General features: G+C 41.7%; 19 protein-coding genes. 12 read left to right on the top strand and 7 right to left on the bottom strand.

Annotated features, from left to right (window positions below; translation table 11 throughout):
* Positions 1-205 precede the first annotated feature (205 nt).
* Together ACPEH5_RS15940 and ACPEH5_RS15945 are read right to left on the bottom strand one after the other, a co-directional pair.
* On the bottom strand, positions 206-2,380 hold the full coding sequence (locus ACPEH5_RS15940; protein ID WP_198861116.1) for an inverse autotransporter beta domain-containing protein: 2,175 nt from the start codon (positions 2,378-2,380) through the stop codon (positions 206-208).
* 186 nt (positions 2,381-2,566) lie between these two features.
* Positions 2,567-4,855, bottom strand: a complete 2,289-nt coding sequence (locus tag ACPEH5_RS15945; RefSeq protein WP_164975533.1) for an inverse autotransporter beta domain-containing protein — start codon at positions 4,853-4,855, stop codon at positions 2,567-2,569.
* Positions 4,856-5,090: 235 nt separating this feature from the next.
* Here ACPEH5_RS15945 and rnz point away from each other — a divergent pair, with 235 nt between their 5' ends.
* Positions 5,091-6,005 (top strand): ribonuclease Z, encoded by a 915-nt coding sequence (rnz, locus tag ACPEH5_RS15950; protein WP_210814130.1) that lies wholly within the window; start codon positions 5,091-5,093, stop codon positions 6,003-6,005.
* Positions 6,006-6,045: 40 nt separating this feature from the next.
* Here the strand turns inward: rnz and deoR are convergent, their stop codons facing one another.
* Together deoR and deoC are read right to left on the bottom strand one after the other, a co-directional pair.
* Positions 6,046-6,825 (bottom strand): DNA-binding transcriptional repressor DeoR, encoded by a 780-nt coding sequence (deoR, locus tag ACPEH5_RS15955; protein ID WP_042848874.1) that lies wholly within the window; start codon positions 6,823-6,825, stop codon positions 6,046-6,048.
* Positions 6,826-6,880: 55 nt separating this feature from the next.
* Positions 6,881-7,549, bottom strand: a complete 669-nt coding sequence (gene deoC / locus ACPEH5_RS15960; RefSeq protein WP_042848873.1) for a deoxyribose-phosphate aldolase — start codon at positions 7,547-7,549, stop codon at positions 6,881-6,883.
* Positions 7,550-7,717: 168 nt separating this feature from the next.
* Between deoC and rbsK the strand changes: the two genes are divergently transcribed.
* The 3 genes from rbsK (at position 7,718) to ACPEH5_RS15975 (ending at position 11,148) form a co-directional block, all read left to right on the top strand.
* Positions 7,718-8,647, top strand: coding sequence for a ribokinase (rbsK, locus tag ACPEH5_RS15965; protein ID WP_042848872.1), 930 nt, complete (start codon positions 7,718-7,720; stop codon positions 8,645-8,647).
* Positions 8,648-8,754: 107 nt separating this feature from the next.
* Positions 8,755-10,062 (top strand): L-fucose:H+ symporter permease, encoded by a 1,308-nt coding sequence (gene fucP, locus ACPEH5_RS15970; protein WP_042848871.1) that lies wholly within the window; start codon positions 8,755-8,757, stop codon positions 10,060-10,062.
* A gap of 69 nt (positions 10,063-10,131) precedes the next feature.
* Complete coding sequence (locus ACPEH5_RS15975; protein ID WP_226693417.1) at positions 10,132-11,148, top strand: aldose 1-epimerase family protein; 1,017 nt, start codon at positions 10,132-10,134, stop codon at positions 11,146-11,148.
* Positions 11,149-11,199: 51 nt separating this feature from the next.
* Here the strand turns inward: ACPEH5_RS15975 and ACPEH5_RS15980 are convergent, their stop codons facing one another.
* The gene (locus tag ACPEH5_RS15980) at positions 11,200-11,607 is read right to left on the bottom strand and encodes a DUF2750 domain-containing protein (RefSeq protein ID WP_131680245.1); all 408 of its coding nucleotides are present in this window, start codon (positions 11,605-11,607) and stop codon (positions 11,200-11,202) included.
* Between the two features lie 153 nt (positions 11,608-11,760).
* Here ACPEH5_RS15980 and ACPEH5_RS15985 point away from each other — a divergent pair, with 153 nt between their 5' ends.
* From ACPEH5_RS15985 to ACPEH5_RS16005, 5 genes are all read left to right on the top strand, one after another.
* Entirely contained in the window at positions 11,761-12,774 is a 1,014-nt protein-coding gene (locus ACPEH5_RS15985; RefSeq protein ID WP_042848870.1) for a mechanosensitive ion channel family protein, read from the top strand.
* A gap of 272 nt (positions 12,775-13,046) precedes the next feature.
* On the top strand, positions 13,047-15,206 hold the full coding sequence (locus ACPEH5_RS15990) for an ornithine decarboxylase (RefSeq protein WP_166686077.1): 2,160 nt from the start codon (positions 13,047-13,049) through the stop codon (positions 15,204-15,206).
* Between the two features lie 104 nt (positions 15,207-15,310).
* Positions 15,311-16,246 carry a nucleoside hydrolase gene (locus ACPEH5_RS15995; protein WP_042848868.1) on the top strand — a complete coding sequence of 312 codons (936 nt, stop codon included), beginning with the start codon at positions 15,311-15,313 and terminating at the stop codon, positions 16,244-16,246.
* Positions 16,247-16,249: 3 nt separating this feature from the next.
* Positions 16,250-16,723 (top strand): DUF6882 domain-containing protein, encoded by a 474-nt coding sequence (locus ACPEH5_RS16000; protein WP_048608753.1) that lies wholly within the window; start codon positions 16,250-16,252, stop codon positions 16,721-16,723.
* A gap of 103 nt (positions 16,724-16,826) precedes the next feature.
* The gene (locus ACPEH5_RS16005; protein ID WP_048608751.1) at positions 16,827-17,621 is read left to right on the top strand and encodes an inositol monophosphatase family protein; all 795 of its coding nucleotides are present in this window, start codon (positions 16,827-16,829) and stop codon (positions 17,619-17,621) included.
* Positions 17,622-17,667: 46 nt separating this feature from the next.
* Here ACPEH5_RS16005 and cbrC read toward each other — a convergent pair whose 3' ends face one another.
* Positions 17,668-18,255 carry a PF03691 family colicin E2 tolerance protein CbrC gene (gene cbrC / locus ACPEH5_RS16010; protein ID WP_281110891.1) on the bottom strand — a complete coding sequence of 196 codons (588 nt, stop codon included), beginning with the start codon at positions 18,253-18,255 and terminating at the stop codon, positions 17,668-17,670.
* A 245-nt stretch (positions 18,256-18,500) separates the two neighbouring features.
* Here cbrC and ACPEH5_RS16015 point away from each other — a divergent pair, with 245 nt between their 5' ends.
* Positions 18,501-18,710 (top strand): YdgH/BhsA/McbA-like domain containing protein, encoded by a 210-nt coding sequence (locus tag ACPEH5_RS16015; RefSeq protein WP_042848863.1) that lies wholly within the window; start codon positions 18,501-18,503, stop codon positions 18,708-18,710.
* Positions 18,711-18,976: 266 nt separating this feature from the next.
* Positions 18,977-19,978, top strand: coding sequence for a tRNA dihydrouridine(20/20a) synthase DusA (gene dusA / locus ACPEH5_RS16020; RefSeq protein WP_042848861.1), 1,002 nt, complete (start codon positions 18,977-18,979; stop codon positions 19,976-19,978).
* A gap of 66 nt (positions 19,979-20,044) precedes the next feature.
* On the opposite strand, the gene ACPEH5_RS16025 is transcribed toward dusA, so the two are convergent.
* Positions 20,045-21,028, bottom strand: coding sequence for a quinone oxidoreductase (locus tag ACPEH5_RS16025; RefSeq protein ID WP_042848860.1), 984 nt, complete (start codon positions 21,026-21,028; stop codon positions 20,045-20,047).
* Positions 21,029-21,241: 213 nt separating this feature from the next.
* On the opposite strand from ACPEH5_RS16025, the gene dnaB reads away from it, so the two are divergent.
* The gene (gene dnaB / locus ACPEH5_RS16030; protein WP_042848859.1) at positions 21,242-22,654 is read left to right on the top strand and encodes a replicative DNA helicase; all 1,413 of its coding nucleotides are present in this window, start codon (positions 21,242-21,244) and stop codon (positions 22,652-22,654) included.
* The last annotated feature ends 108 nt before the right edge of the window (positions 22,655-22,762 follow it).

Below are 22,762 nucleotides of genomic sequence, written 5' to 3' on the forward strand. Positions count from 1 at the left end.
GAAATTATGCATTTCAAATTAATCAATAGATGGTATAAACGCTATTCTTATTGGAATAATATTAAATTTAGTCGCGGTTTGTGGCCGTCATCAGTTCGTTACTAAAAAATAAAAAAAAGCCCCATTTAAGGGGTAATAATGAGCTAAGAGTTAAACCACTATTTTTATTTTATGGCGTGGTCTCAAGTGAGGGGTATCCATATAATTAAAATAATTGACCGAATAAATGCCACAATGAGTCTGTTTGGGGGGCAGGTTTATGAGTGGGCTGCCTAAATAAGGCCCCCTTATAAACGATACGGTTTTCTTGACTGTGATACGTGGCATTTTTGTCTATAAAGTTAACCGGTATGACCCTGCTATCACCATTAAGAGTGGCAATGATTTCTGTTGTTCCAGCAGTTAAGCTACTGATTTCTAATTCGGTATTTCCCTGCTCATCGGTAGGTATCGTCGGTGAAATAGCGACATTTTTACCACTAAAATGCACTTGTGCACCTGCGATACTTTGTCGGCTATTATTCACAATATGAAATTTAATTTTATTTTTACTGTTCCCATCTGCCAACGCATTGTTTTGCATAATCTCTATACTGCCGATAAACGACTGATCAATATCGGGTTTAAAGTTAAACTGTTCGTTAATTTCTGCACCATATTGCGTACTGGCTTTTAAGGCGTAGCTCCCTGATACCGAAGCTGTAAATTGAATAGAAGCTTCTCCTTTGCTATTAGCGATAATGGCGAACTCTTGTTCTGAAGCGGATTTTGCGACCTGTGCTTTCCACATAAAATGGTTAAATAACGAATAATAACTTGTATTTTTTTGATTGAACGAGGTAAGCCCAGCGGGTAGGGTAAAATTCACTTTTGCATTTGGGACGGTATGTCCAAGCGAATCCTTAATAACTACAGTGAATACATTTGGGTCTCGACCATTTGCTATAACATTACTCTTTTTTGTACCATTTTTATGGATGATAGCGAGCAAGCCAGTATTGGACACTTCAACTAAGGTTTCAGCTTGTGGTGACATGTTCCCCTTAATGTCATAAGCGGTTACTGTTAGGCGATATCGGTTGAGTTGTTGGTTTTTAACGTCATTTTCCGCTATTTTGTAAGAGGGCAACTTCACTGAACTCTTGAGACCATTTAGCGTAATGCTACCACCTGCCGCTACCAACTCAGGGGCTTCAACAATAATTTTTTCGAGAGGATACTCTGAGATTAAGTTGCGAATAATAGACACTTCTTCGCCGGTCACGCCTTGAATAACCTGAGGTAATGACAGCAAAATTAAGTTTTTATTTTGATATTCCAAAATAATATTATTGTTGCGATTAACAAAATCATGACGGTTACTGGAAATACGGTGAGTTGCATCGACTGCTGAAGCGTCAAGGTGCTGCGCTAGATTTTTGCCTAATAGCCAGGTTAAACCGAGGTTTACACGAGTTTCGTTGGTATTGCCATTTCCTATTTTATGCTCTGCATTAATACCCAGCAATGGGAAAGGGGTCCAATGCACACCAACAGTGGTGGCCATAGGGTTTTTCTGACGTTTATTTTTACCAAATAAAGCGACGTCATCACCGTAATATTGCTCTAGTTTTAAGTTAGCGCCTAAGTTTGAATAAGTAGGAAGCCACCCTTCGACTTGAATATCCCACCCATTGGCAGGGCGCGCATCATAATCATCTTTTAATTCTGATGTGCTGCGCCAAGAAGATAGCCTTAAGTAGCTATTAGCGCTGATTTTGGCGTAATCCTGTGCGTATTCTAGGCCAAATCCTAAGCGGGAATGATGATAGGATAAATCATGGTCAAAAAAGGTATTCAGACCCATCATGCTATTTTGGTTAAAGTGGCGTAACCCTATACCGTGATTAGTTTGCAGCCTGCCATCAGTTCGGTGAATGCTGTGTTGGGAAAACAGTAACAAATCGGGTTGGTCATACCAAGGTATCAACCAGTCCAATTGGGTATTTTTAATCGACAGTTGTTTATCAAGGTTAATATTGAGCCTAGCATTACCAGCTTTTGACAGCCAGTGAGATATTTCATCGGTGGCAACATCAGCTGCTTTTTGACGAGCATAGTCCTGTGCCATTTCCGAGAGGTTTTTTGTCTTGTTTTCCTCAGAGGTCAAGTTTGCCGCATTCTGCCCATATTTAGCCAGAAAGCGTTCAGTACCATCAGAGGAGGGAAGTGGGTCAAATTGAAAGGCATCGCTACCCAATCCCAATGTAGGTAAGTTGTCCGTACTGAGTATTTGGGCGTAACTGGGTATGGCCGGCATAATGGCGATAGACCCAATGGCAGCGGCGAGCGCCAAGCGATTCGAGAACGTTGGTTTCAATTTTGACGAAAGGGGAGCCATCGAACTTATTCCTGATATCAATATTAACGTTGCTATTGTCAGGGGGGAGTGGTGTATATGCTTGTGAATTTATTGGACTTAAACGGAAATTAAGTTAGCGTAGTGGAAAAGTTTGGAATGGTATGGTTACCAATTGATTGGTAAGGTTTTTTCATTCCCCCCTATATACGGGGGGAAATAGGGTGTTTAAGGTGTTACTTGGCTTACTGAGACCGTTGTTTGTGTTGAGTGGCCATTGATTGAGGCTGCAATATCAAGGTTACCGGCTGCTGTTAATGTTAAGTAGGTAGAATAATCCCCATCGCGCTCTTCATACCAACCGACAAGATTAGCGTTATGGTTTCCAAGGTCGATATTACGAGGGTCTATACCTTCAAGTGTATTACCAAATGCATCACTGAGGGTAACGGTAAGTAGTAAATCATCACCGACGTTCAAATTACTGGTTGCTCTTGTGGTGATTTCTACATGCGCAACAACACCTAACTGACCTTGAGGGCCGCTGCCGTCAGGGTTGATCGCATCGACGGTGAGTGGTGAGCTTACAGTTAAAGTGTACTCTGGTGACGTTTTTCCCTGTAAAGAAGCAGTTATGGTGTAATCACCTTCCATTTGCCCTGCAAGTATTCCACTATATTCACCTAGGTTGGCGGAGTTTTCTTCGATTTCTACTGGGATTTGTTTATTACCCATATTGATCATAATGACCCCATCGGCACCAGAAATAGGGTTGTCATTTTCATCAATGAGTCTGAGTGAAATGGTCGTCTCTGCGCCAGCATAGGTTGTACTGGTGTTAAGAATTTTAATTTTGTTTAAATGACCGCTGATAAAATAGACGGCAACGGTTTCAGTATGACCATCGACAGATGCGGTAACTTCGCTGATACCACTCATCATACTGGTCAGGGGCATGTCAATCATTCCCTGTTGGTTTGTCACACCATGAGCGTCAATTTTACCTAGCGTGGCGCTAAAATTGACGGTTTTCCCTGCGATAGGGTTACCTTTAGCATCGGTAATATAAACGGAAACTATATTGGCTTCTTTGCCATCCGCCAATGATGCTGTTTTACTGATATTAATACCCTGTATTTGTGCTGGGCTGGTTGCTGTGGCGATGGTATCCGTGACTTCAATCAGTGTTTCACTTGTTGATGATGTATTCCCATTAATATCATAAGCAACGGCACTTAAATGATAACGGTTCAATTTTTTACTTTCTGAAGGGGTTGAGGCCATTTTATATGCTGGCAATTTTAACCTAGCATTTTGACCTGATGAACTAATAACACCCCCAGCAGCGAATAATTCAGGGGAGTTCCAGACAATTTTTTTAAGGGGGTATTGAGTTGTAACTGATTGTACAAGTTGTAATTCTTGGCCTGCTTCACCTTGTATTTTTTCTGGGAGCTTTAACTGAATAACGGTTTTCTTTTGGTAATCTAGAACAATATTGTTATTTCGATTAACGAAATCGTGGCGGTTACTAGACACTCGACGGGAGTCGCCTACTTTCGATGGGTCCATTTGCTCAGCGAATGCTTTATCAAATGCCCAAGTAAACTGCATTTTGGCACTGGTATCATGTAATCCACTACTGACTTTATGCTGAGTACTCAAGGTGACTAGGGGAATTGGGGTCCAATTGACACCAACTGAGGCTGCTGTTGGGTCTTTTTGGCGTTTATTTTTCCCCATAAGAGCAACATCCTGACCGAAATATTGTTCAAATTTAAGATGACCGCCGAGGTGAGGGTAAGCAGGTAACCACCCCTCTGCTTGTACATCCCAACCGCGGGCAGGGCGTGCATTATAGGCTTGAGATAATGCCGATGTACTACGCCATCCAGAAACAGGTAAATAGCTATTCGCCGTGAGTTTTAAATAATCTTGCCAATATTCGGCACCGATGCCTAAACGGGAATGATAATGGGAAAGGTCATGGTCAAAGAAAGCATTGATACCAACTGTGTTGCGGTCGTTGAACTGGCGTAACCCAATACCATTATTGCTTTGTAACCTTCCATCGGTATTATGAATGCTATGTTGGGTAAATAACAGCATATCAGCCTGTTCATACCAAGGGATTAGCCAGTCAAATTGGCTACTTTTAAGGGATAATTTTTTATCAACATTTAGGCTTAATTTGACATTACCGGCTTTTGATAACCAACGGGTAATTTCGTCTATTGCAACATTAGCGGCTTGGTTAAACGCGTAACTTTGTGCCATCTCAGCGATATCATTGCTATTTTTTTGTTGAGATAGCAGTGTTGCAGTTGTTTTACTGTATTGTGCTAAGTCACGTTCCATGGTGCTATTTTCAGGGTTTTCTACTGTGCTGCCTAAAAGCGGTAATTCTTTCGGTTCGAGCATTTTTGCATAGCTAGGCAACATTGGCATAATGGTCAATGACCAAGCTGCCATAAATAAGGCTAAAGGATGAGAGCGTTTGTCTTTAGGGCAATTCATTAAATACATTCCTAGATTGGATATTCATTTCCGTTATTTTGGAACAAGTATTGAGAAAAACGCTTGGGAATTACTTGGAATAATATGGAAAAGCGGTTTTTATATTGGAATTATTTGGAATGACCGCGTTTATTGATAATTGAAAAATATCGAATAAGTGACTGGGTAAAATCAATAAAATTGTCATTGGAAAAAATCTTACTATAATAAAAACAATGGATTAGATGAGGGTAGTATGGAGCTTACATTTTTAGGAACCAGTGCTGGTGTGCCAACGAAAGAGCGTAATGTCACCAGTATGATATTAAATTTGGTCGGTATTCGAAAAAGCTATTGGTTATTTGATTGCGGGGAAGGCACACAACACCGTATTTTAAATAGCCCATTTAAAACGCCAAAAATTGACAAGATCTTTATTACACATTTACATGGCGATCATATTTTTGGGCTACCGGGTTTGTTATGCAGCCGCTCAATGGGGGGCGCAACAGAATCTTTGACGCTATATGGTCCGAAAGGGTTGAAACAATATGTTGAAACCGTTTTGAGTGTGAGTGAGTCTTATATGACTTATCCACTCAACATCATTGAAATTCAAGCTGGGCAGTTATTTGATGATGGCGAATTGATTGTGACGGCTTACCCCCTTGACCACCGAGTGGAATGCTACGGCTACCGTATTGAAGAGCATGCAAAGAGCGGGGCTTTAGATGCAGAGCGACTCGCGCAAGATAACATCCCTCGGGGGCCGTGGATGCAAGACCTAAAAGCGGGTAAAACAATCACTTTGGAAGATGGTCGAACTGTGAATGGCGCGGAGTATTTAGGCGAACCTATCTCTGGTAAAGTGATTGCAATTTTTGGTGACACTCAGCCAACCGACCAGGGGCTAGCACTCGCTAAAAATGCAGATGTTATGGTGCATGAAACCACTTTAGAAGCAGCATTTGCGGAAAAAGCCAATGAACGCGGGCACTCAACTACGGAACAAGCAGCTCGATTAGCTCGTGCTGCTGGGGTAAAACGCTTTATTGCAACCCATTTGAGTGGGCGTTATATGACTCATGATATCCCAAGGTTACTTGCTGAGTGCCAAGCAATATTCCCAGCCACAATAATGGCAGAGGATTATTTAACCGTGAAAATTTAATTTAAGCGGGTAATAAACGGCCCGCTTAATGATAATTTTTTTAAAAAATCACTTTCACAAAACCATTGCGGCAGTAAGTTTCGTATTCATCGGAAAGTTGGCGATTGGTGACTATCACATCGAATTGTGACAATTCCCCCATATTGGCTGTAGCAACTTCATCAAATAGGTTATAGGGCGCTAATAAAATCTTACGAATGGACTTTTCCATGGCTTTTTTCTTCATGGGTAAATCATCCAAGTTATAGCAAGTCACACCATAGTTCCCGTGTACGCCAGCCGCAGAGATAAAGGCTTTTTTGGGGTTAATTGAATCGAGTAGTGAAGGTAATGAAGGGTTGTAAAAGGAATCGCTTTTTGGCCGATATTCACCACCACATAACAAGGCGGTGGCATTTTTCTTCTGGCTTAACGCTAAAAAAACGTTATGTGAGTAACAAATTCCAGTGAAACTGATCTCCTCTGGGATAAGAGAAATCAATGTTGCCATTTCAATACCATTATCAAAGAAAATCACATCATCTTCAGTAACCATACTCGCGGCAAGGTTTGGAATATACAGTGCTTCGGTTTGGTCTGGGGTAAAAATATCCGCTTGTTGTTCTTGAGCGATTAAATTGGCGGGTTGGGTAACAGAAACAATATAGCCACCGAGTAGCGACATTGGGATAGGGCCTTCGGTATCTGCGCTAAGGTCTCGTCGAATGGTCATTTCTGATACTTCGAGTATTCTAGCGGCTTCTTTTAAATGAATGCGTCCTGAACGTTTTAAACATTCACTTAAGCGGCGAAGGCGTTCTTTTTGTTTAGTTTCTATCACCCTACAGTCCTTTTGTAATACATAAAATTGGCGCGGTCAGACCGCGCCCCAGCATTTAGTAGTCACTTGGCTGGTCATTATTCCCCGTGACTATTGCAACACTTGCACTAGCGCCAACACGGTTAGCACCAGCTTCAATCATTTTAATGGCAGTTTCACGATCGCGAACGCCGCCAGACGCTTTTACACCAACTTCGTTGCCGACTACTTTACGCATTAGAGCAACATGGTGTTCAGTCGCCCCCATTGTACTGAAACCTGTTGAAGTTTTCACAAAACCAACTTTAATTGTGCGGCAAATTTCACAAACTTGTGTAATTTCTTCATCTGTTAGTAGGCAGTTTTCTAAGATAACCTTGAGTGTTGCGTTACCGCAAGCGGCAAAAACAGCTTCAATATCTTGACGAACAAAGTCTAAATCACCACTTTTTAGCATCCCGACGTTGATGACCATATCAACTTCATCAGCTCCACGGCGCACGGCTTCAGCCGCTTCAAAAGCTTTAGCTTCAGTTAAACATGCACCTAAAGGGAAGCCTACCACACAGCAAACCTTAACGTCGCTGTTTTTTAACAGCTCACTGGCTAAAGGCACATATCCTGTATTGACACATACTGAGGCAAAATGGTGCTCTGCCGCTTCTGCACATAATTTTGTGATATCACTAACAGTTGCATTAGCAGCGAGTAAAGTGTGATCAATATATTTTGCTAAGTCTTGCATTTTCAACTTTCCTATATAAATGTGGATAAGACAACAAAGAATGAGGAAATGTGGTAGATGTAACACTTGATCATTCGTTATTCGAGATCCTAATCACAAATGATATTTTTGCAACATGATAATGTTAGTATCATATCATTATGTGATTTATTTAACACGAGGGACATTATGGATATAGCAGTTATTGGTTCAAACATGGTTGATTTGATCACTTATATCGATCAAATGCCAAAAGAAGGCGAAACGCTAGAAGCGCCAGCTTTCAAAATTGGTTGCGGCGGTAAAGGTGCGAACCAAGCTGTTGCTGCGGCTAAATTGAATTCTAAAGTGATTATGTTAACTAAAGTCGGCGATGATATCTTTGCAGATAACACCATCCGTAATCTTGAATCTTACGGGATTAACACGCGCTATGTGGAAAAAGTTCCGTGTACTTCAAGTGGTGTCGCGCCAATTTTTGTTAATCAAAATTCGTCTAATAGTATTTTGATCGTTAAAGGAGCGAATAAGTTTTTATCACCAGAGGATATCGATCGGGCTGCTGAAGATCTAAAAAAATGCAAACTGATCGTCCTACAATTAGAAGTCCAACTCGAAACGGTGTATCACGCGATCGCTTTTGGTAACAAGCATGGGATACCCGTATTACTTAACCCGGCCCCCGCTCAACGAACGCTCGATCTAGATTTTGCCTGCCGTTGTGATTTCTTTGTACCCAATGAAACGGAATTAGAAATTCTAACCAATATGCCAGTCGACACGATGGACAACATCCGCCGAGCTTCACAATCACTATTGGATAAAGGCCTAAAAAACCTGATTGTCACACTTGGTGATAAAGGGGCTTTGTGGATGACGCGCGATAGTGAGTTGTATATACCTGCTATCAAAGTAAATGCCATTGATACCAGTGGCGCTGGAGATGCCTTTATTGGCTGTTTTTCTCATTATTATGTACACACCGGGAATATTGAAGAAGCACTGAAAAAAGCAGTGATGTTTTCTGCATTTAGTGTGACAGGGAAAGGGACTCAATCTTCTTATCCAAGTGTTGAGCAATTTACGGAATTTGTGCAAATCAACACAGTTAACAAATAGCTAAATAATAATAGTCAACGTAGCTGTATACCCTTTGATGTATTAATCAGTCACTAGAACTGAATAGCAAGTCATCGGGTATAAATTATAAAATTATAAGGGTTACTATGAACATTAAGAACATCACTCAGTTACCGGATGGCTACCTGAGTAAGACTCCTCTATTTCAATTTATCCTACTGTCCTGCCTTTTTCCTCTTTGGGGTTGTGCAGCGGCATTAAATGACATTTTGATCACACAGTTTAAAAGTGTTTTTGAACTTAGTAACTTTGCATCAGCTTTAGTGCAAAGTGCGTTTTATGGTGGGTACTTTTTGATTGCGATCCCTGCATCTTTGGTGATCAAAAAAACCAGCTATAAATACACTATTATGGTGGGGCTAATCCTCTACATCGCAGGGTGTAGTTTGTTCTTCCCAGCTTCACATATGGCAACCTATACGATGTTTTTGGCGGCAATTTTCGCGATTGCTATTGGTTTAAGTTTCCTTGAAACCGCAGCAAATACCTATAGTTCGATGATTGGTCCAAAACAGTACGCTACACTTCGTTTGAATATTAGCCAGACCTTTTACCCTATCGGTGCGGCTGGGGGGATTTTACTGGGTAAATATCTCGTTTTCTCCGAAGGAGATAGCCTGCAAAGTCAAATGGCGGGAATGAATGCGGAACAAATTCATGAATTCCGCCTAGCGATGTTAGAAAATACACTCGAACCCTATCGTTATATGATCATGGTATTGGTCGTGGTGATGATCTTATTCCTTATTACTAAGTTTCCTAAATGTAAAGTTGCAGAAACTCAGGATCACAAACGCCCCTCTGCGATCGATACGTTAAAGTATTTAGCCAAAAATAGCCGTTTTAGAAAAGGGATTATTGCTCAGTTCTTATATGTTGGGATGCAAGTTGCTGTTTGGTCATTCACTATTCGTTTAGCGTTGGAAATGGGCGATATTAACGAACGTGATGCATCGAACTTCATGGTATATAGCTTTGCGTGTTTCTTTATTGGTAAATTTATCGCCAATATCTTAATGACTCGTTTTAACGCAGAAAAAGTATTAATTATCTATTCTGTGATTGGTGCTCTGTTCCTTATTTATGTTGCATTTATTCCAAGTTTTACCGCGGTGTACGCCGCTGTAATGGTGAGCATTTTATTTGGACCTTGCTGGGCGACTATTTATGCGGGCACTTTGGATACAGTCGATAATGAACATACTGAAATGGCGGGTGCGGTCATTGTGATGGCGATTGTTGGGGCTGCAGTTGTCCCTGCGGTACAAGGTTATGTCGCTGATATGTTGCACTCTTTACAGCTTTCATTCTTGGTTTCTATGTTGTGCTTTGTTTATGTTGGTATTTACTTTGTTGGTGAACGCCGTTTTAAAGCAAAACAAGAAGCAAAATAATTCAGCGAATCAATTTGGGTAGTGTGAGCTACCCAATTCCATCCATTTAATCAAACCGTGAGTATGAAAATGAATACACTAATACCACTTCACAGAAGCTTATTTACGGAAAAACCGACCCTTATTTTACAAAATGACCAATTTTCTGCGACAGCTTTCCGTTATCAAACGGGCGTAGAAGGTTTACGTATTGAAAATCAGCAAGGTTATTTAACTATTTTACCTTTTTTAGGGCAAATGATTTGGGATGCTGAATTTTGTGGCCAAAATCTGAAAATGGAAAATATGTTTTCAGCCCCGAAACGTGTCCCAACAGTCGTAGAAACGTATGGTTGCTTTGCTTTTCACTCAGGTTTAATCAGTAATGGCTGCCCTTCACCAGAGGATACTCACCCATTGCATGGAGAAATGCCTTGTGCATCAATGGATAGCAGTTGGTTTGAGCTGACAGAAGATAGCTTAAAAATTGTCGGTGAATATGAGTATGTGATGGGTTTTGGTCATCATTATCGCGCTACCCCATCAGTTTTATTAAAGGAAAACAGTACGTTATTTGATATACAAATGTCAGTGACAAACTTGGCGTCTGTTCCTATGCCACTCCAGTATATGTGCCATATGAATTATGCTTATGTAGATAAGGCAACATTGACGCAAAATATCCCAGAACATGCGATTAAGCTGCGTGAATCAATACCGGGTCATGTACATCCAACCGAGCAGTGGCTTGAGTTTAATGAGTCCTTAAAATCAGGCAAAGTGACGTTAAATCAACTTGACCAACCAGACATGTGTGACCCTGAAATTGTTTTCTTTATGGATAACTTGAGCCAATATACTACCGAGCCAGAGTTCAGGATGACATCGCCAGATGGGAATACGTTCATCACACGTTTTAACTCGAATGAACTTAATTATGCCACCCGCTGGATTTTATATAATGGAGACCAAAAGGTTGGCGCGTTTGTACTCCCTGCAACTTGCCGGCCAGAAGGCTTTATGGCGGCAAAAAATAACCAAACATTAATTTGGTTACAAGCGGGTGAAACACGTCAATTTACCGTAACAACGGGGGTTGAAAAATAGTCATTGACGATTTTTCAGGGGATCTTTGATAAAAGGCAGCGATTCGCTGCCTTATTCATATTGTTGACATTCTTCTTGTAAATCAGAAAGTAGCCTCGCTGCATCATAAAGTAGTATGTTTTTTCTATCAGGTTGCATCATTATTGCAACTTTAATATTTGCTTCATGCATATCTGGTAATACTTCCGTCATCAAATGCTCAAGGGAAAATAATATGGGTGAAAAATGAGCCCATTTGCCGGTTAAGCACTGCTCTACGTATGCTTTAGCTGGCCATAAAGGGAGGGAAAGGTCATGCATACCGTTTCTTACTGTAATAAGGCTATTTCCATCACTGATTGCCCAAACTTGCTCCCAATCGGCTATTTTGCCTACAAAATACGTGTATTTTTGTTGTGGTCGCAGCTTCTGGACGTTGCAGATTTCTTTTTCGTTAGGGGAAAATAGTGTGTTATTCATTATTGGATTATCGAAAAAGTAATTGATAATTATTGGGAAAATTATATTTATTATTGTTATCTTAATAACAAAATGAATTGATAACAACATGCAGCAAAAATGAACTAACTCACAATAATAATACCTATCGGTTAAATTTTAGGGCGGTTAGAGATGATAGAAGCGTTACTTGAAAAATATGCGATTGGAATGACATTGATTGCAGCATGCCTTGCACTGTATGTCGTTTTTGAAGTGCTTCATAAAAGGCATAAGCACAAAAATAAAAGCATTCTTATCCATATTATTCAAACAGTTGTACTCTGTGGCATTGTGATTGTATTGGCCCAGTATGTGGATATGGCAGCAACAGACTTTGATTTAAGTTTTATTTCAACGTCTTTAGTTAATTTTTTAACAATTTCAGCCATCGCCTTAATTTTAATGCGAAAATTGTTTCAATTAGCGAATCGATTAGAAAAGAAACAAATTCAAAAAGGGAGTGACCCTACATCAGCACGTATTGTGGCTAGGGTATTTAAAACGACAGTTTTTGTCATCATTGTACTGCTTTTTGGTGAACATTTTGGCATGAGCTTATCAGGGCTGATGGCATTTGGTGGTATTGGTGGTATAGCCATTGGTATGGCAGGTAAAGACATTCTCAGTAACTTTTTCTCGGGGTTAATGCTTTACTTTGATCGTCCTTTTAATATTGGTGATTGGGTCAGTTCACCAGATAGAAATATTGAAGGTACCGTGGTCGAAATTGGTTGGCGGATCACAAAAATTATTACTTTTGACCATCGACCTCTCTACATACCGAACTCAGTTTTTTCTTCAATTAGTGTGGAAAACCCTGGGCGTATGACTAATCGACGTATTAAAACAGAAATTGGTTTGCGTTATGAAGACGCTGACAAAATTGGTGCGATTGTTGATGAGATACGCACGATGCTAAAACAAGATGAAAATATCGATACAGGGCAAACATTATTAGTATATTTTGATGCCTTTGCCGATTCTTCGTTAAATATTATGGTGTATTGTTTTACGAAAACAACCGTATGGGCAGAGTGGTTAGCTGCGCAGCAAGCGGTATATTTAAAGATAATCGATATCGTAAAACGTCATAATGCTGACTTCGCATTCCCATCTCAAACATTGTATGTGGAAAAAAACAACTAACGTTCCGCACATGATAAATTAGCCGACTAATTGATTGTTAATTATTAATTAATTAGTCGGTTTGTCTTTATATCTTTGAAATGTAAAAATAAAATTTCGGTAATTGAGCTGCTAGCTGTTAGCATTTTTATGCTATTAACCAGAGGCTTATAAAAAATAATCGACTTTTTGTTTTACTGATTTTTTTGCCAAGGCGCAGGTCATTCCAATTCCCCTACCTATCAAGTATATTGACCGCCTCTTTTCCTCAGCTAACTAAGAGCCAGACTGTTATGAATAAAATCAATGTGGCATGTAGCCAGGGGGTCGCTATCTATTTTACTGGTGAATTTCAGTGGGTAGATATTCGCGATGCACAGTTAAACAATATTGCTGCTGTTGTGCTATCTGAACAAGATGCCAACCAAGGGCTGTGGAAAAGGGTTGCTGAGAGTCAGCTCAGTATTCCGCTGTTTATCATTAGTGATAAACAGCTACCAACGGATGAAAAATTACCTCCTTATTTAACGGCCATTTTGCCGCCAGCACCTGCTGAGCGTGAAGAAAATAGCCGCCAATTACTTGATGCTGCTAATCAGTATCTTGAGCAGTTATTACCTCCATTTTTTGCTCGAATGATGGATTATGCTGCGGGTCATAATGTGACTTTTGCGTGCCCTGGGCACCAAGGGGGGCAATTTTTCCGTCGTCACCCTACGGGGGAGCAGTTTTACCAATTTTATGGTGAAAACCTTTTTCGTACCGACCTCTGCAATGCAGATGTTGCGATGGGGGATTTGCTGATCCACGAAGGTGCTGCGAAAGAAGCCCAAAAATTTGCGGCTAAAGTGTTCAATGCAGATAAAACCTATTTTGTCCTAAATGGCACTTCATCGTCGAATAAAGTGGTATTAAATGCCTTATTAACACCGGGCGACCTCGTATTATTTGACCGTAATAACCACAAATCAAATCATCATGGCGCATTGATCCAAGCGGGGGCGACACCGGTTTATCTTGAAACGGCGCGTAACCCATTTGGCTTTATCGGTGGTATTGATGCACATTGCTTTGAAGAAACTTATTTACGTGAATTAATTACAGATGTTATGCCAGAACGGTCGCAAGCTGTACGGCCGTTTCGATTGGCGGTGATCCAATTAGGCACCTATGACGGAACAGTGTATAACGCACGACAAGTGGTCGATAAAATTGGGCATTTATGTGATTATATTTTATTCGATTCTGCATGGGTTGGTTATGAGCAATTTATACCAATGATGCGTCAGTGCTCGCCATTACTGCTCGAATTAACTGAAAATGACCCTGGTATTATGGTCACTCAGTCCGTCCATAAGCAGTTAGCCGGGTTTTCTCAAGCCTCACAGATCCATAAAAAAGATAATCACATCAAAGGTCAAGAGCGTTTTGTTTCTCATAAAAAACTCAATAATGCCTTTATGATGCATGCCTCTACGAGCCCATTTTACCCACTATTTGCTTCTCTGGATGTCAATGCACGTATACATCAAGGCGCTGCCGGCAATATGATGTGGATGGATTGCGTAAAAGTGGGCATTGAAGTCAGAAAATCCATACTTCAGCACTGCCGTTACTTTAAGCCCTTTATTCCTGAAATGGTTGATGGCAAGTTATGGCAGGATTATCCTACTGAGCAAATTGCGAGTGAGCAGCGCTTTTTTAATTTTATCCCTAAGCAACGTTGGCATGCATTTGATGGTTATGCACAGGATCAATACTTCGTTGACCCATGCAAATTAATGTTAACGACACCGGGTATCGACGTCGAAAGTGGTGAATATGAGGCTTTCGGTGTACCTGCGACTATTTTGGCGCATTTTTTACGTGAACATGGTGTGATCCCTGAAAAATGCGACTTAAACTCCATTCTATTTCTATTAACACCAGCGGAAACGCGCGAAAAGCTGGAATTGCTGGTGTCTCATTTAGTTCGCTTTGAGCAATTACTCGATGAAGATGCATTATTAGTTGACGTATTACCGTCGGTTTATCAGCGTTATGAAAGCCATTACCATGGTTATACGTTACGCCGTCTGTGCCAAGAAATGCACCAACTCAGCGTTGACGATAATATTAAGCAATTGCAAAAAGAAATGTTCCGTAAGCAACATTTCCCTAAGGTAAAAATGAACCCTCAGCAAGCCCATATTGAATTTATTCGGGGTAACTGTGAGTTACTACCCTTGGATGAATTAGAAGGGCGTATTGCCGTTGAAGGAGCCTTGCCTTACCCTCCTGGGGTATTGTGTGTTGTGCCAGGGGAAGTTTGGTCAGGCCCTGTATTGCGTTACTTCAAAGCTCTTGAAGCTGGGATCAACGCTCTACCGGGTTTTGCTCCTGAATTACAAGGCGTTTATATTTCCAAGAATGAAGGTGAGAAAAAACGTGTCTATGCACATGTTTTAAAGTAATTTTGTAGTTATTCAGATAGTAAGCATAGATTTTACCTTATTAGCTCGTTACATTGGGGTCAGACTAGTCATAGCTGACTCCTCATTTATTGATAAGGTAAGGTATGAGCAAAAAAATAATTCTTGATTGCGACCCTGGTCATGATGATGCAATTGCATTATTACTGGCTTACGGCAACCCAGACATTGATTTATTGGCTGTAACAACCGTTGCAGGTAACCAAACCCTCGAAAAAGTCACTTATAATGCTCTAGCGATTGCTGAAATGGCTAAGATCACGGGGGTTCCTTTTGCCGCGGGCTCTGTTCGCCCATTAGTGCGTAATAGCGAAGTTGCACCAGACATACATGGGGACTCAGGGTTAGACGGCCCTATTTTACCAACGCCCACACTTAAATTAGATGAAAGACATGCTGTTTCATTGATTATTGATACCATTATGTCACACCCCCCTAAAACGGTAACGTTAGTACCAACAGGGGCATTAACCAATATTGCGCTTGCTGCTCGTCTAGAGCCCCGCATTGTGGAGCGGGTGAAGGAAGTGGTGCTGATGGGCGGTGGCTACCATGTGGGGAATTGGAGCGCAGTCGCGGAATTTAATATCAAAATTGACCCAGAGGCTGCCCATATTGTTTTTAATGAAAAATGGCCACTGACCATGGTGGGGTTAGATTTGACGCACCAAGCCCTCGCGACCCCGGATGTTGTAAATGAAATTGCAGCGATAGGTAGTGATTGTTCGCAATTTGTTGTGGAACTTCTGGATTTTTTCGGGAAAATGTACAAACAAGCTCAAGGCTTTGATGCTCCTCCGGTTCATGACCCTTGCGCTGTAGCTTATGTGATTGATCCTTCAGTTATTACTACACAAAAAGTTCCTATTGATATCGAATTAACAGGGTCATTGACATTAGGTATGACGGTAGCTGATTTCCGTCACCCAGCACCAGCTGACTGCCATACACAGGTCGCAGTTAAGTTAGACCACCATAAATTTTGGCAGTTGGTCATCAATGCGTTAAAAAATATTAGGTAACTCATGAATAACGAATTAGAACAAATGCCTTACGAGGCGCTTATTGAACGCAGTATGAATGCCTTACAAGCTAAAAATCAGTTTCATTGTGACACGTGGAAATTGGACCAAGCCGATTGGTCGGTAGACCAAGACGAAGGGACGATTATTTTTCACGCTCCAGACAATGTAATGGCGACTGCACCGGTACAAATCGTTGGAACATATGACCAAAACCAAGGCAGTTGGATGTGGAGTTGGGCAAATAGTTCGATCCAACCCGCGCTTACACATGATGCCATTGCAGTTAAAGCCTATGGTGAGCGCAGTGATAACCCGTTGTTGACCGCACGAGTGAGCGACATTGAAGAATATGACGCTTGGCAGCTCACCGCGTTAGCTTGCGAATTAAACAACCAGCAAGGTGTTTACCGAGGTGTCGCGGGTCACACGTTGGTTTTTATGACTTTTGGTGATGTTTCACTACAACAAATTTAGCTTGGGAATGGCTTATTCAGCAGTGAACAAGGCATTTAAACCCTCTTTGGTTGAGTGACCTGTCAGTTATACTGGTTTTCTTTTTTCAATCAGGAGCATACTCATGTTAGATATCGCACTTGAAGCCGCTAAACTAGTCAAAACAATGACGGTAGAAGCTTTCTATAGCGCGGGGAAATTTGACTATAAACCCGATCGCTCGGTAGTGACTGAAACGGATATCCGAGTTGAAGAAGAAATCAGGGAACTGTTTGCGAAGCGTACACCTAATACCTTAGTTTTAGGTGAAGAATTTGGTTTTGAAGGTGAGCAAAAGTTTAGTTCGGGTTGGGTTATCGACCCAATTGATGGAACGCGTGCATTTATTTATGGTGTGCCGCTTTTTAGTACGTTAATTGCTTATGTTGAAAATGGGGAGCCACTCCTAAGTGTCATTAGTTTCCCTGCTATATCAACGATGTTCTATGCATCTCAAGGGGAAGGTTGCTGGTTGGAAAGCTCAGGGCAATCGTTACGGCAACTGAAATTGGGCGAACAATCCCCTAAATCATTATCAGAAGCTGTAATCAGTGCATCTGGGATCCACAGCAGTCATTATAATTCTTCTGAAGGCTCGCAAATTTATCATCTTGATGCCATCGTGGGCGAAGCGCGTGATTTTATTTTTGCAAATGATGCATACCAACATGCTATGGTTGCATCTGGTCGTATTCATGGTGCGATTGATACCATAATGAAACCATGGGACAGCGCTGCCCTCATTCCTTGTATTCGAGAGGCAGGAGGTGAGGTTTGTGGGCTGAATGGTGAACGCACACAAGCCATGTTTGCAGGGAGCTTGCTCTCTACTGCAACCCCAGAGCTTGCAGAGCAAATCGTAGAATTGATGGCTCCTTAAAGGTCAATGCGAGGCCAATATGGCCTCGTGCAGCCCTTTTTATTGATTAGCTGAAATCAAAATGCAAACGTAATTTTTGGCAGTGTAAACAACGGAATAAATAGCCCTGTGCGGCTCCATCTTCATCTAAAATAGTGGCTAGCTCTTCCACTGAAAAACCATAATCAGCCACATCGTCAGCAAGGGAAACAAACTCGTCGAGCCTATCTTTGATGTCTTTCCAACTAACGTAACCTATAAATTCACAGGGTTCATTACAATGAGCCAGCCAAGTCTCTTGCTGCCAACCATGATAACCAGGGGTGCGTTTGATTAGCTCATCAAACATTTCGCTTGGATAGGGGGTGATAGTCTGTAAAAACTCGCCGTTATTATCATATTCACAATCGATCCCTTCCACACATTCTGGGTCTTGAAATTCCCCATCGAATTTTGCACTAGCAGAGCCATTTGCGATACACCAAGGGCAAAATGCGTTGATATCCTCAATGGAGTAAAAAGGGCTTTCATAATAAATATCTGTAAGTTGCCGGCAACAATCACAGGTGACAGTTTTGTCAGTAAGAAACGCTTTGGTTTCAATAGGGTTTGGGTGGTATTTAAAATGAGGAAGTTTTCGATTACCAAGTGGCATATAAAAATCCTATGGAATAGGGGGTTATTACCCTGAATGACGATTTAATCAGGCTATCACAAAACGTGATAGGTCACTTTAATTCTCTTTCAACGAGTTTATTTAATTGCGTTTTTATTATTCAAATAATTTGAATATGAACAGCGATATTATTAGCTTTAACTTAAATATGGTTTGGCGATATGATACCTCCATCGAAGGCAACACGGGTTGCCTCCCCCTATAACGAACGAAGGAATTATATTATGAACATGTTTAAAACTTTAATGGCAGCTTCTGTATTATCGGTAATGGCTTTTGGTGCTTCCGCTGCAACCTTAACTGCAACTAGCGATACCTTAGACTCAGCAGAAGCGATTATTGCGGCAAAAGCAAAAGCTGCGGGTGCAGATAGCTACACCATTACCAGTGCACGTATGGGTAATTTTGTCACAATGAGCGCAGAAACTAAATAATATGTTGGGTTGTTAATCTTAATTAAATATTTTGTCCAAAATTTCGGATTTTACTTAAGGATTGCAACTGAAAAATGACATGCCCCCTGATAGCGGAGAAATCCCTATCGGGGTATTGTTATATCATCCACGCCTTAATTGATATCTGTGCGAATACATCGCATCCCAAACGGTCTATGTTATAATACTCTCCTTTATTTATTATTGGCCCTTTATCATTGTTAGGGGCTATTCAATGGCTTTCAACATCAACACAAAAGAGCAGCATGCATCAAAATACCCCAAAACAAGGCTACCATAACCTAAACCGCTTTTCCGTTGCGCCAATGCTCGATTGGACCGATCGTCATTGCCGTTATTTTCACCGCTTATTAAGCAAAAATACCTTGTTGTATACTGAAATGGTGACAACAGGGGCGATTATTTACGGAAAAGGGGATTACCTCGCATTTAGTGAAGAGGAACACCCTGTTGCTCTACAACTTGGGGGAAGCGACCCTGCTGCATTAGCTCAATGCGCAAAATTAGCCGAAGAGCGTGGCTACGATGAGGTTAACTTAAATGTGGGTTGCCCTTCAGATCGCGTTCAAAATGGGCGTTTTGGTGCCTGTTTAATGGGGGATGCGCAGTTGGTGGCTGATTGTGTGAAAGCAATGCAAGATGCGGCAACTATTCCGATCACAGTTAAAACACGTATTGGCATTGATGAGCAAGATAGCTACCAATTTTTATGTGATTTTATTGAAACAGTTTCGACTCAAGGCGGCTGTGAAATGTTTATTATCCATGCTCGTAAAGCATGGCTATCCGGTTTGAGCCCAAAAGAAAACCGTGAAATACCACCATTAGATTACCCGCGTGTTTATCAATTAAAGCGCGATTTTCCGCATTTAACTATGGCGATTAACGGCGGTATCAAAACGTTGGAAGAGGCGAAAGAGCATCTTCAACATTTAGATGGCGTAATGGTCGGGCGTGAAGCGTATCAAAACCCATCGATTTTAACTGCTGTAGATAACCAATTGTTTGGTGAGCATTTTCCTATTACGAATGGGGTAGATGCAGTACGAGAAATGTATCCATATATTGAAAATGAACTCACTAAAGGCGCTTATTTAGGTCATATGACGCGCCATATGTTAGGGATTTTCCAAGGTATTCCTGGTGCTCGCCAATGGCGCCGCCATTTAAGTGAGAATGCCCATAAAAAAGGCGCGGATTTAGCGGTCGTTGAGCAAGCGTTGGCGTTTGTTACCCGGGGTGAGTAACATATTTTACCTATAAAAAAAGCACCGTAAGGTGCTTTTCAGCTCTATTCGGCGTTACTTATTATGTTATGGAATAAGCAAGCTCGAGCCTTGGGTTTTTCTTGACTCAATTGTTTCATGGGCTTTTTGCGCATCTTTCAGAGCAAAAATTTGCGATTGCGGCACATCTACCTTCACATTGCCGCTTAAAATCATGTCAAACAATGCGTTGCTGGCTTGGTCCAACTCAGCACGGTTTGTGACATATACCCCAAGTGATGGACGAGTGACGTATAACCCACCTTTTTGGTTTAAAATCCCTAAATTCACACCCGAAACCGGGCCTGATGCGTTACCAAAACTTACCATCAACCCGCGGCGTTTTAGTGAATCTAAAGAAGCCAGCCATGTGGATTGCCCTACAGAATCATAAACCACATTGACTTTTTCGCCATGAGTGATGTCTTTAACACGAGCTGCGATATCTTCAGATTGGTAATTAATTACGTCCCATGCACCAGCTTCTTTAGCACGCAGCGCTTTATCTGCGGAGCCTACAGTACCGATCATTTTTGCACCTAATGCTTTTGCCCATTGGCATGCGATTAAGCCCACACCCCCCGCTGCGGCATGGAACAAAAATACTTCATTTTGCTTAAGTTGGTAAGTTTGATGGAATAAATAATAGACGGTCATCCCCTTTAATGAACTTGCTGCGGCTTGCTCAAAGGTTATCCCATCGGGGAGATGCGCAACCGCACTCTCTGGGACATTATGTACATCGCTATAAGCGCCCAAAGGGCCTTGAGCATAAACGACACGGTCGCCCGGTTTGAAACCCGTAACGTGAGCTCCGGTTTTAACGACAACACCAGCAGCCTCGGTACCTAGACCACTGGGAAGTTTAGCGACAGGATATAAACCACTGCGGACATAGGTATCGATAAAGTTAATACCAATAGCACGGTTTTCGATTTGAATTTCGTTATCTGCCGGATTTACTGGGGAATAATCTACTAAGTTAAGTACATCAGCGCCGCCATGTTGTGCGAACTCAATACGTTTTGCCATGACAATCTCCAATAAGGACTATTCATTTTATTTACAATATCAATAGGTTTACTATAACGCCATCTTTCAATCAGAAGAATTATTGGTTTGTGCTTTTTGTTGAAAGCGTTATCAGGCAATTCTCTCGCGTGAAGGTGCAAAGAATGCCACAACAAAAATCAGATTGGCGTATACTAGAAGCTGTTCGTTAATTATAGACTTGGATGCAAATGTATGGCTAAAAAACCCTCATCGAATTTTAAAACAGATGCCCCCCGGGATCACCAAATGGAAGGTTTGAAGCTTCCACCGCATTCCCTTGAGGCGGAGCAATCTGTTTTAGGGGGGTTAATGTTAGATAATGAGCGTTGGGATACCGTCTCTGAACGAGTCACTCATGCCGACTTTTTTAGCCGTCCCCACCGTACTATTTTCGCACAAATGCAGATCCTGCTTGAGCAGGGCAAGCCCATTGACTTAATCACCTTATCAGAATCCCTTGAACAACAAGGTGAACTGGATAGTGTTGGGGGCTTTGCTTACTTAGCAGAGTTATCGAAAAATACCCCAAGTGCGGCGAATATTAATGCTTATGCTGACATCGTCCGCGAACGTGCGATTGTGCGTGATATGATCTCTGTTGCTAATGATATTGCGGATGCGGGGTATGATCCTCAAGGGCGTAGTAGTGAAGATCTCCTCGATTTTGCGGAAACTAAAGTTTTCCAAATCGCAGAATCACGGGCTAATAAAGACGAAGGGCCAAAAGGCATCGAAGCCATTTTATCTGAAACCGTTGAAAAGATTGAACAACTCTATCAGCAACCGCACGATGGGGTGACAGGGGTTTCTACTGGCTATCAAGATCTCGATAAAAAAACAGCTGGGTTGCAAGGCTCTGACTTAATTATTGTTGCCGCACGTCCATCAATGGGGAAAACCACTTTTGCGATGAACTTGTGCGAAAATGCGGCAATGACCGAGGAAAAACCGGTGCTTATTTTCAGTTTGGAGATGCCAGGTAACCAAATCATGATGCGTATGTTGGCATCATTATCCCGTGTTGACCAAACTCGTATTCGTACTGGGCAGTTAGATGATGAGGATTGGGCGCGAATTTCAAGCACCATGGGCATCTTGATGGAAAAGCGCAATATGTATATCGATGACTCCTCAGGCCTGACGCCGACGGAGGTGCGATCTCGTGCGCGGCGTATTTACCGTGAGCACGGTGGGTTAAGTTTGATCATGATTGACTACCTTCAATTGATGCGTGTTCCTGCACTTTCCGATAACCGTACTCTTGAAATTGCCGAAATCTCTCGTTCCCTTAAGGCACTAGCCAAAGAGTTAAATGTCCCTGTTGTTGCGCTATCTCAGTTAAACCGTAGCCTTGAGCAACGCGCCGATAAACGCCCTGTTAACTCTGACTTACGTGAATCGGGGTCTATTGAGCAGGATGCCGACTTGATTATGTTTATCTACCGTGATGAGGTTTATCACGATAACAGCGAACTCAAGGGTGTCGCTGAAATTATCCTTGGTAAGCAACGTAATGGTCCCATTGGTACGGTACGTTTGACCTTTAATGGTCAATGGTCGCGCTTTGATAATTACGCGGGGCCTGCGTATAACGACGAAGACTAAATACTCGTCATATTTTGCGCTGTCGCGGTGTTGGCTTCATTCCCTAATCCTAGTCACATACTTATGTATGCTCCTAGGCTTAGCTCAATCGCCGCCTAGCGACAACCC

This window comes from Providencia sp. NPDC089933, assembly GCF_049545585.1.
GTDB classification, from domain to species: Bacteria; Pseudomonadota; Gammaproteobacteria; order Enterobacterales; family Enterobacteriaceae; genus Providencia; species Providencia huashanensis.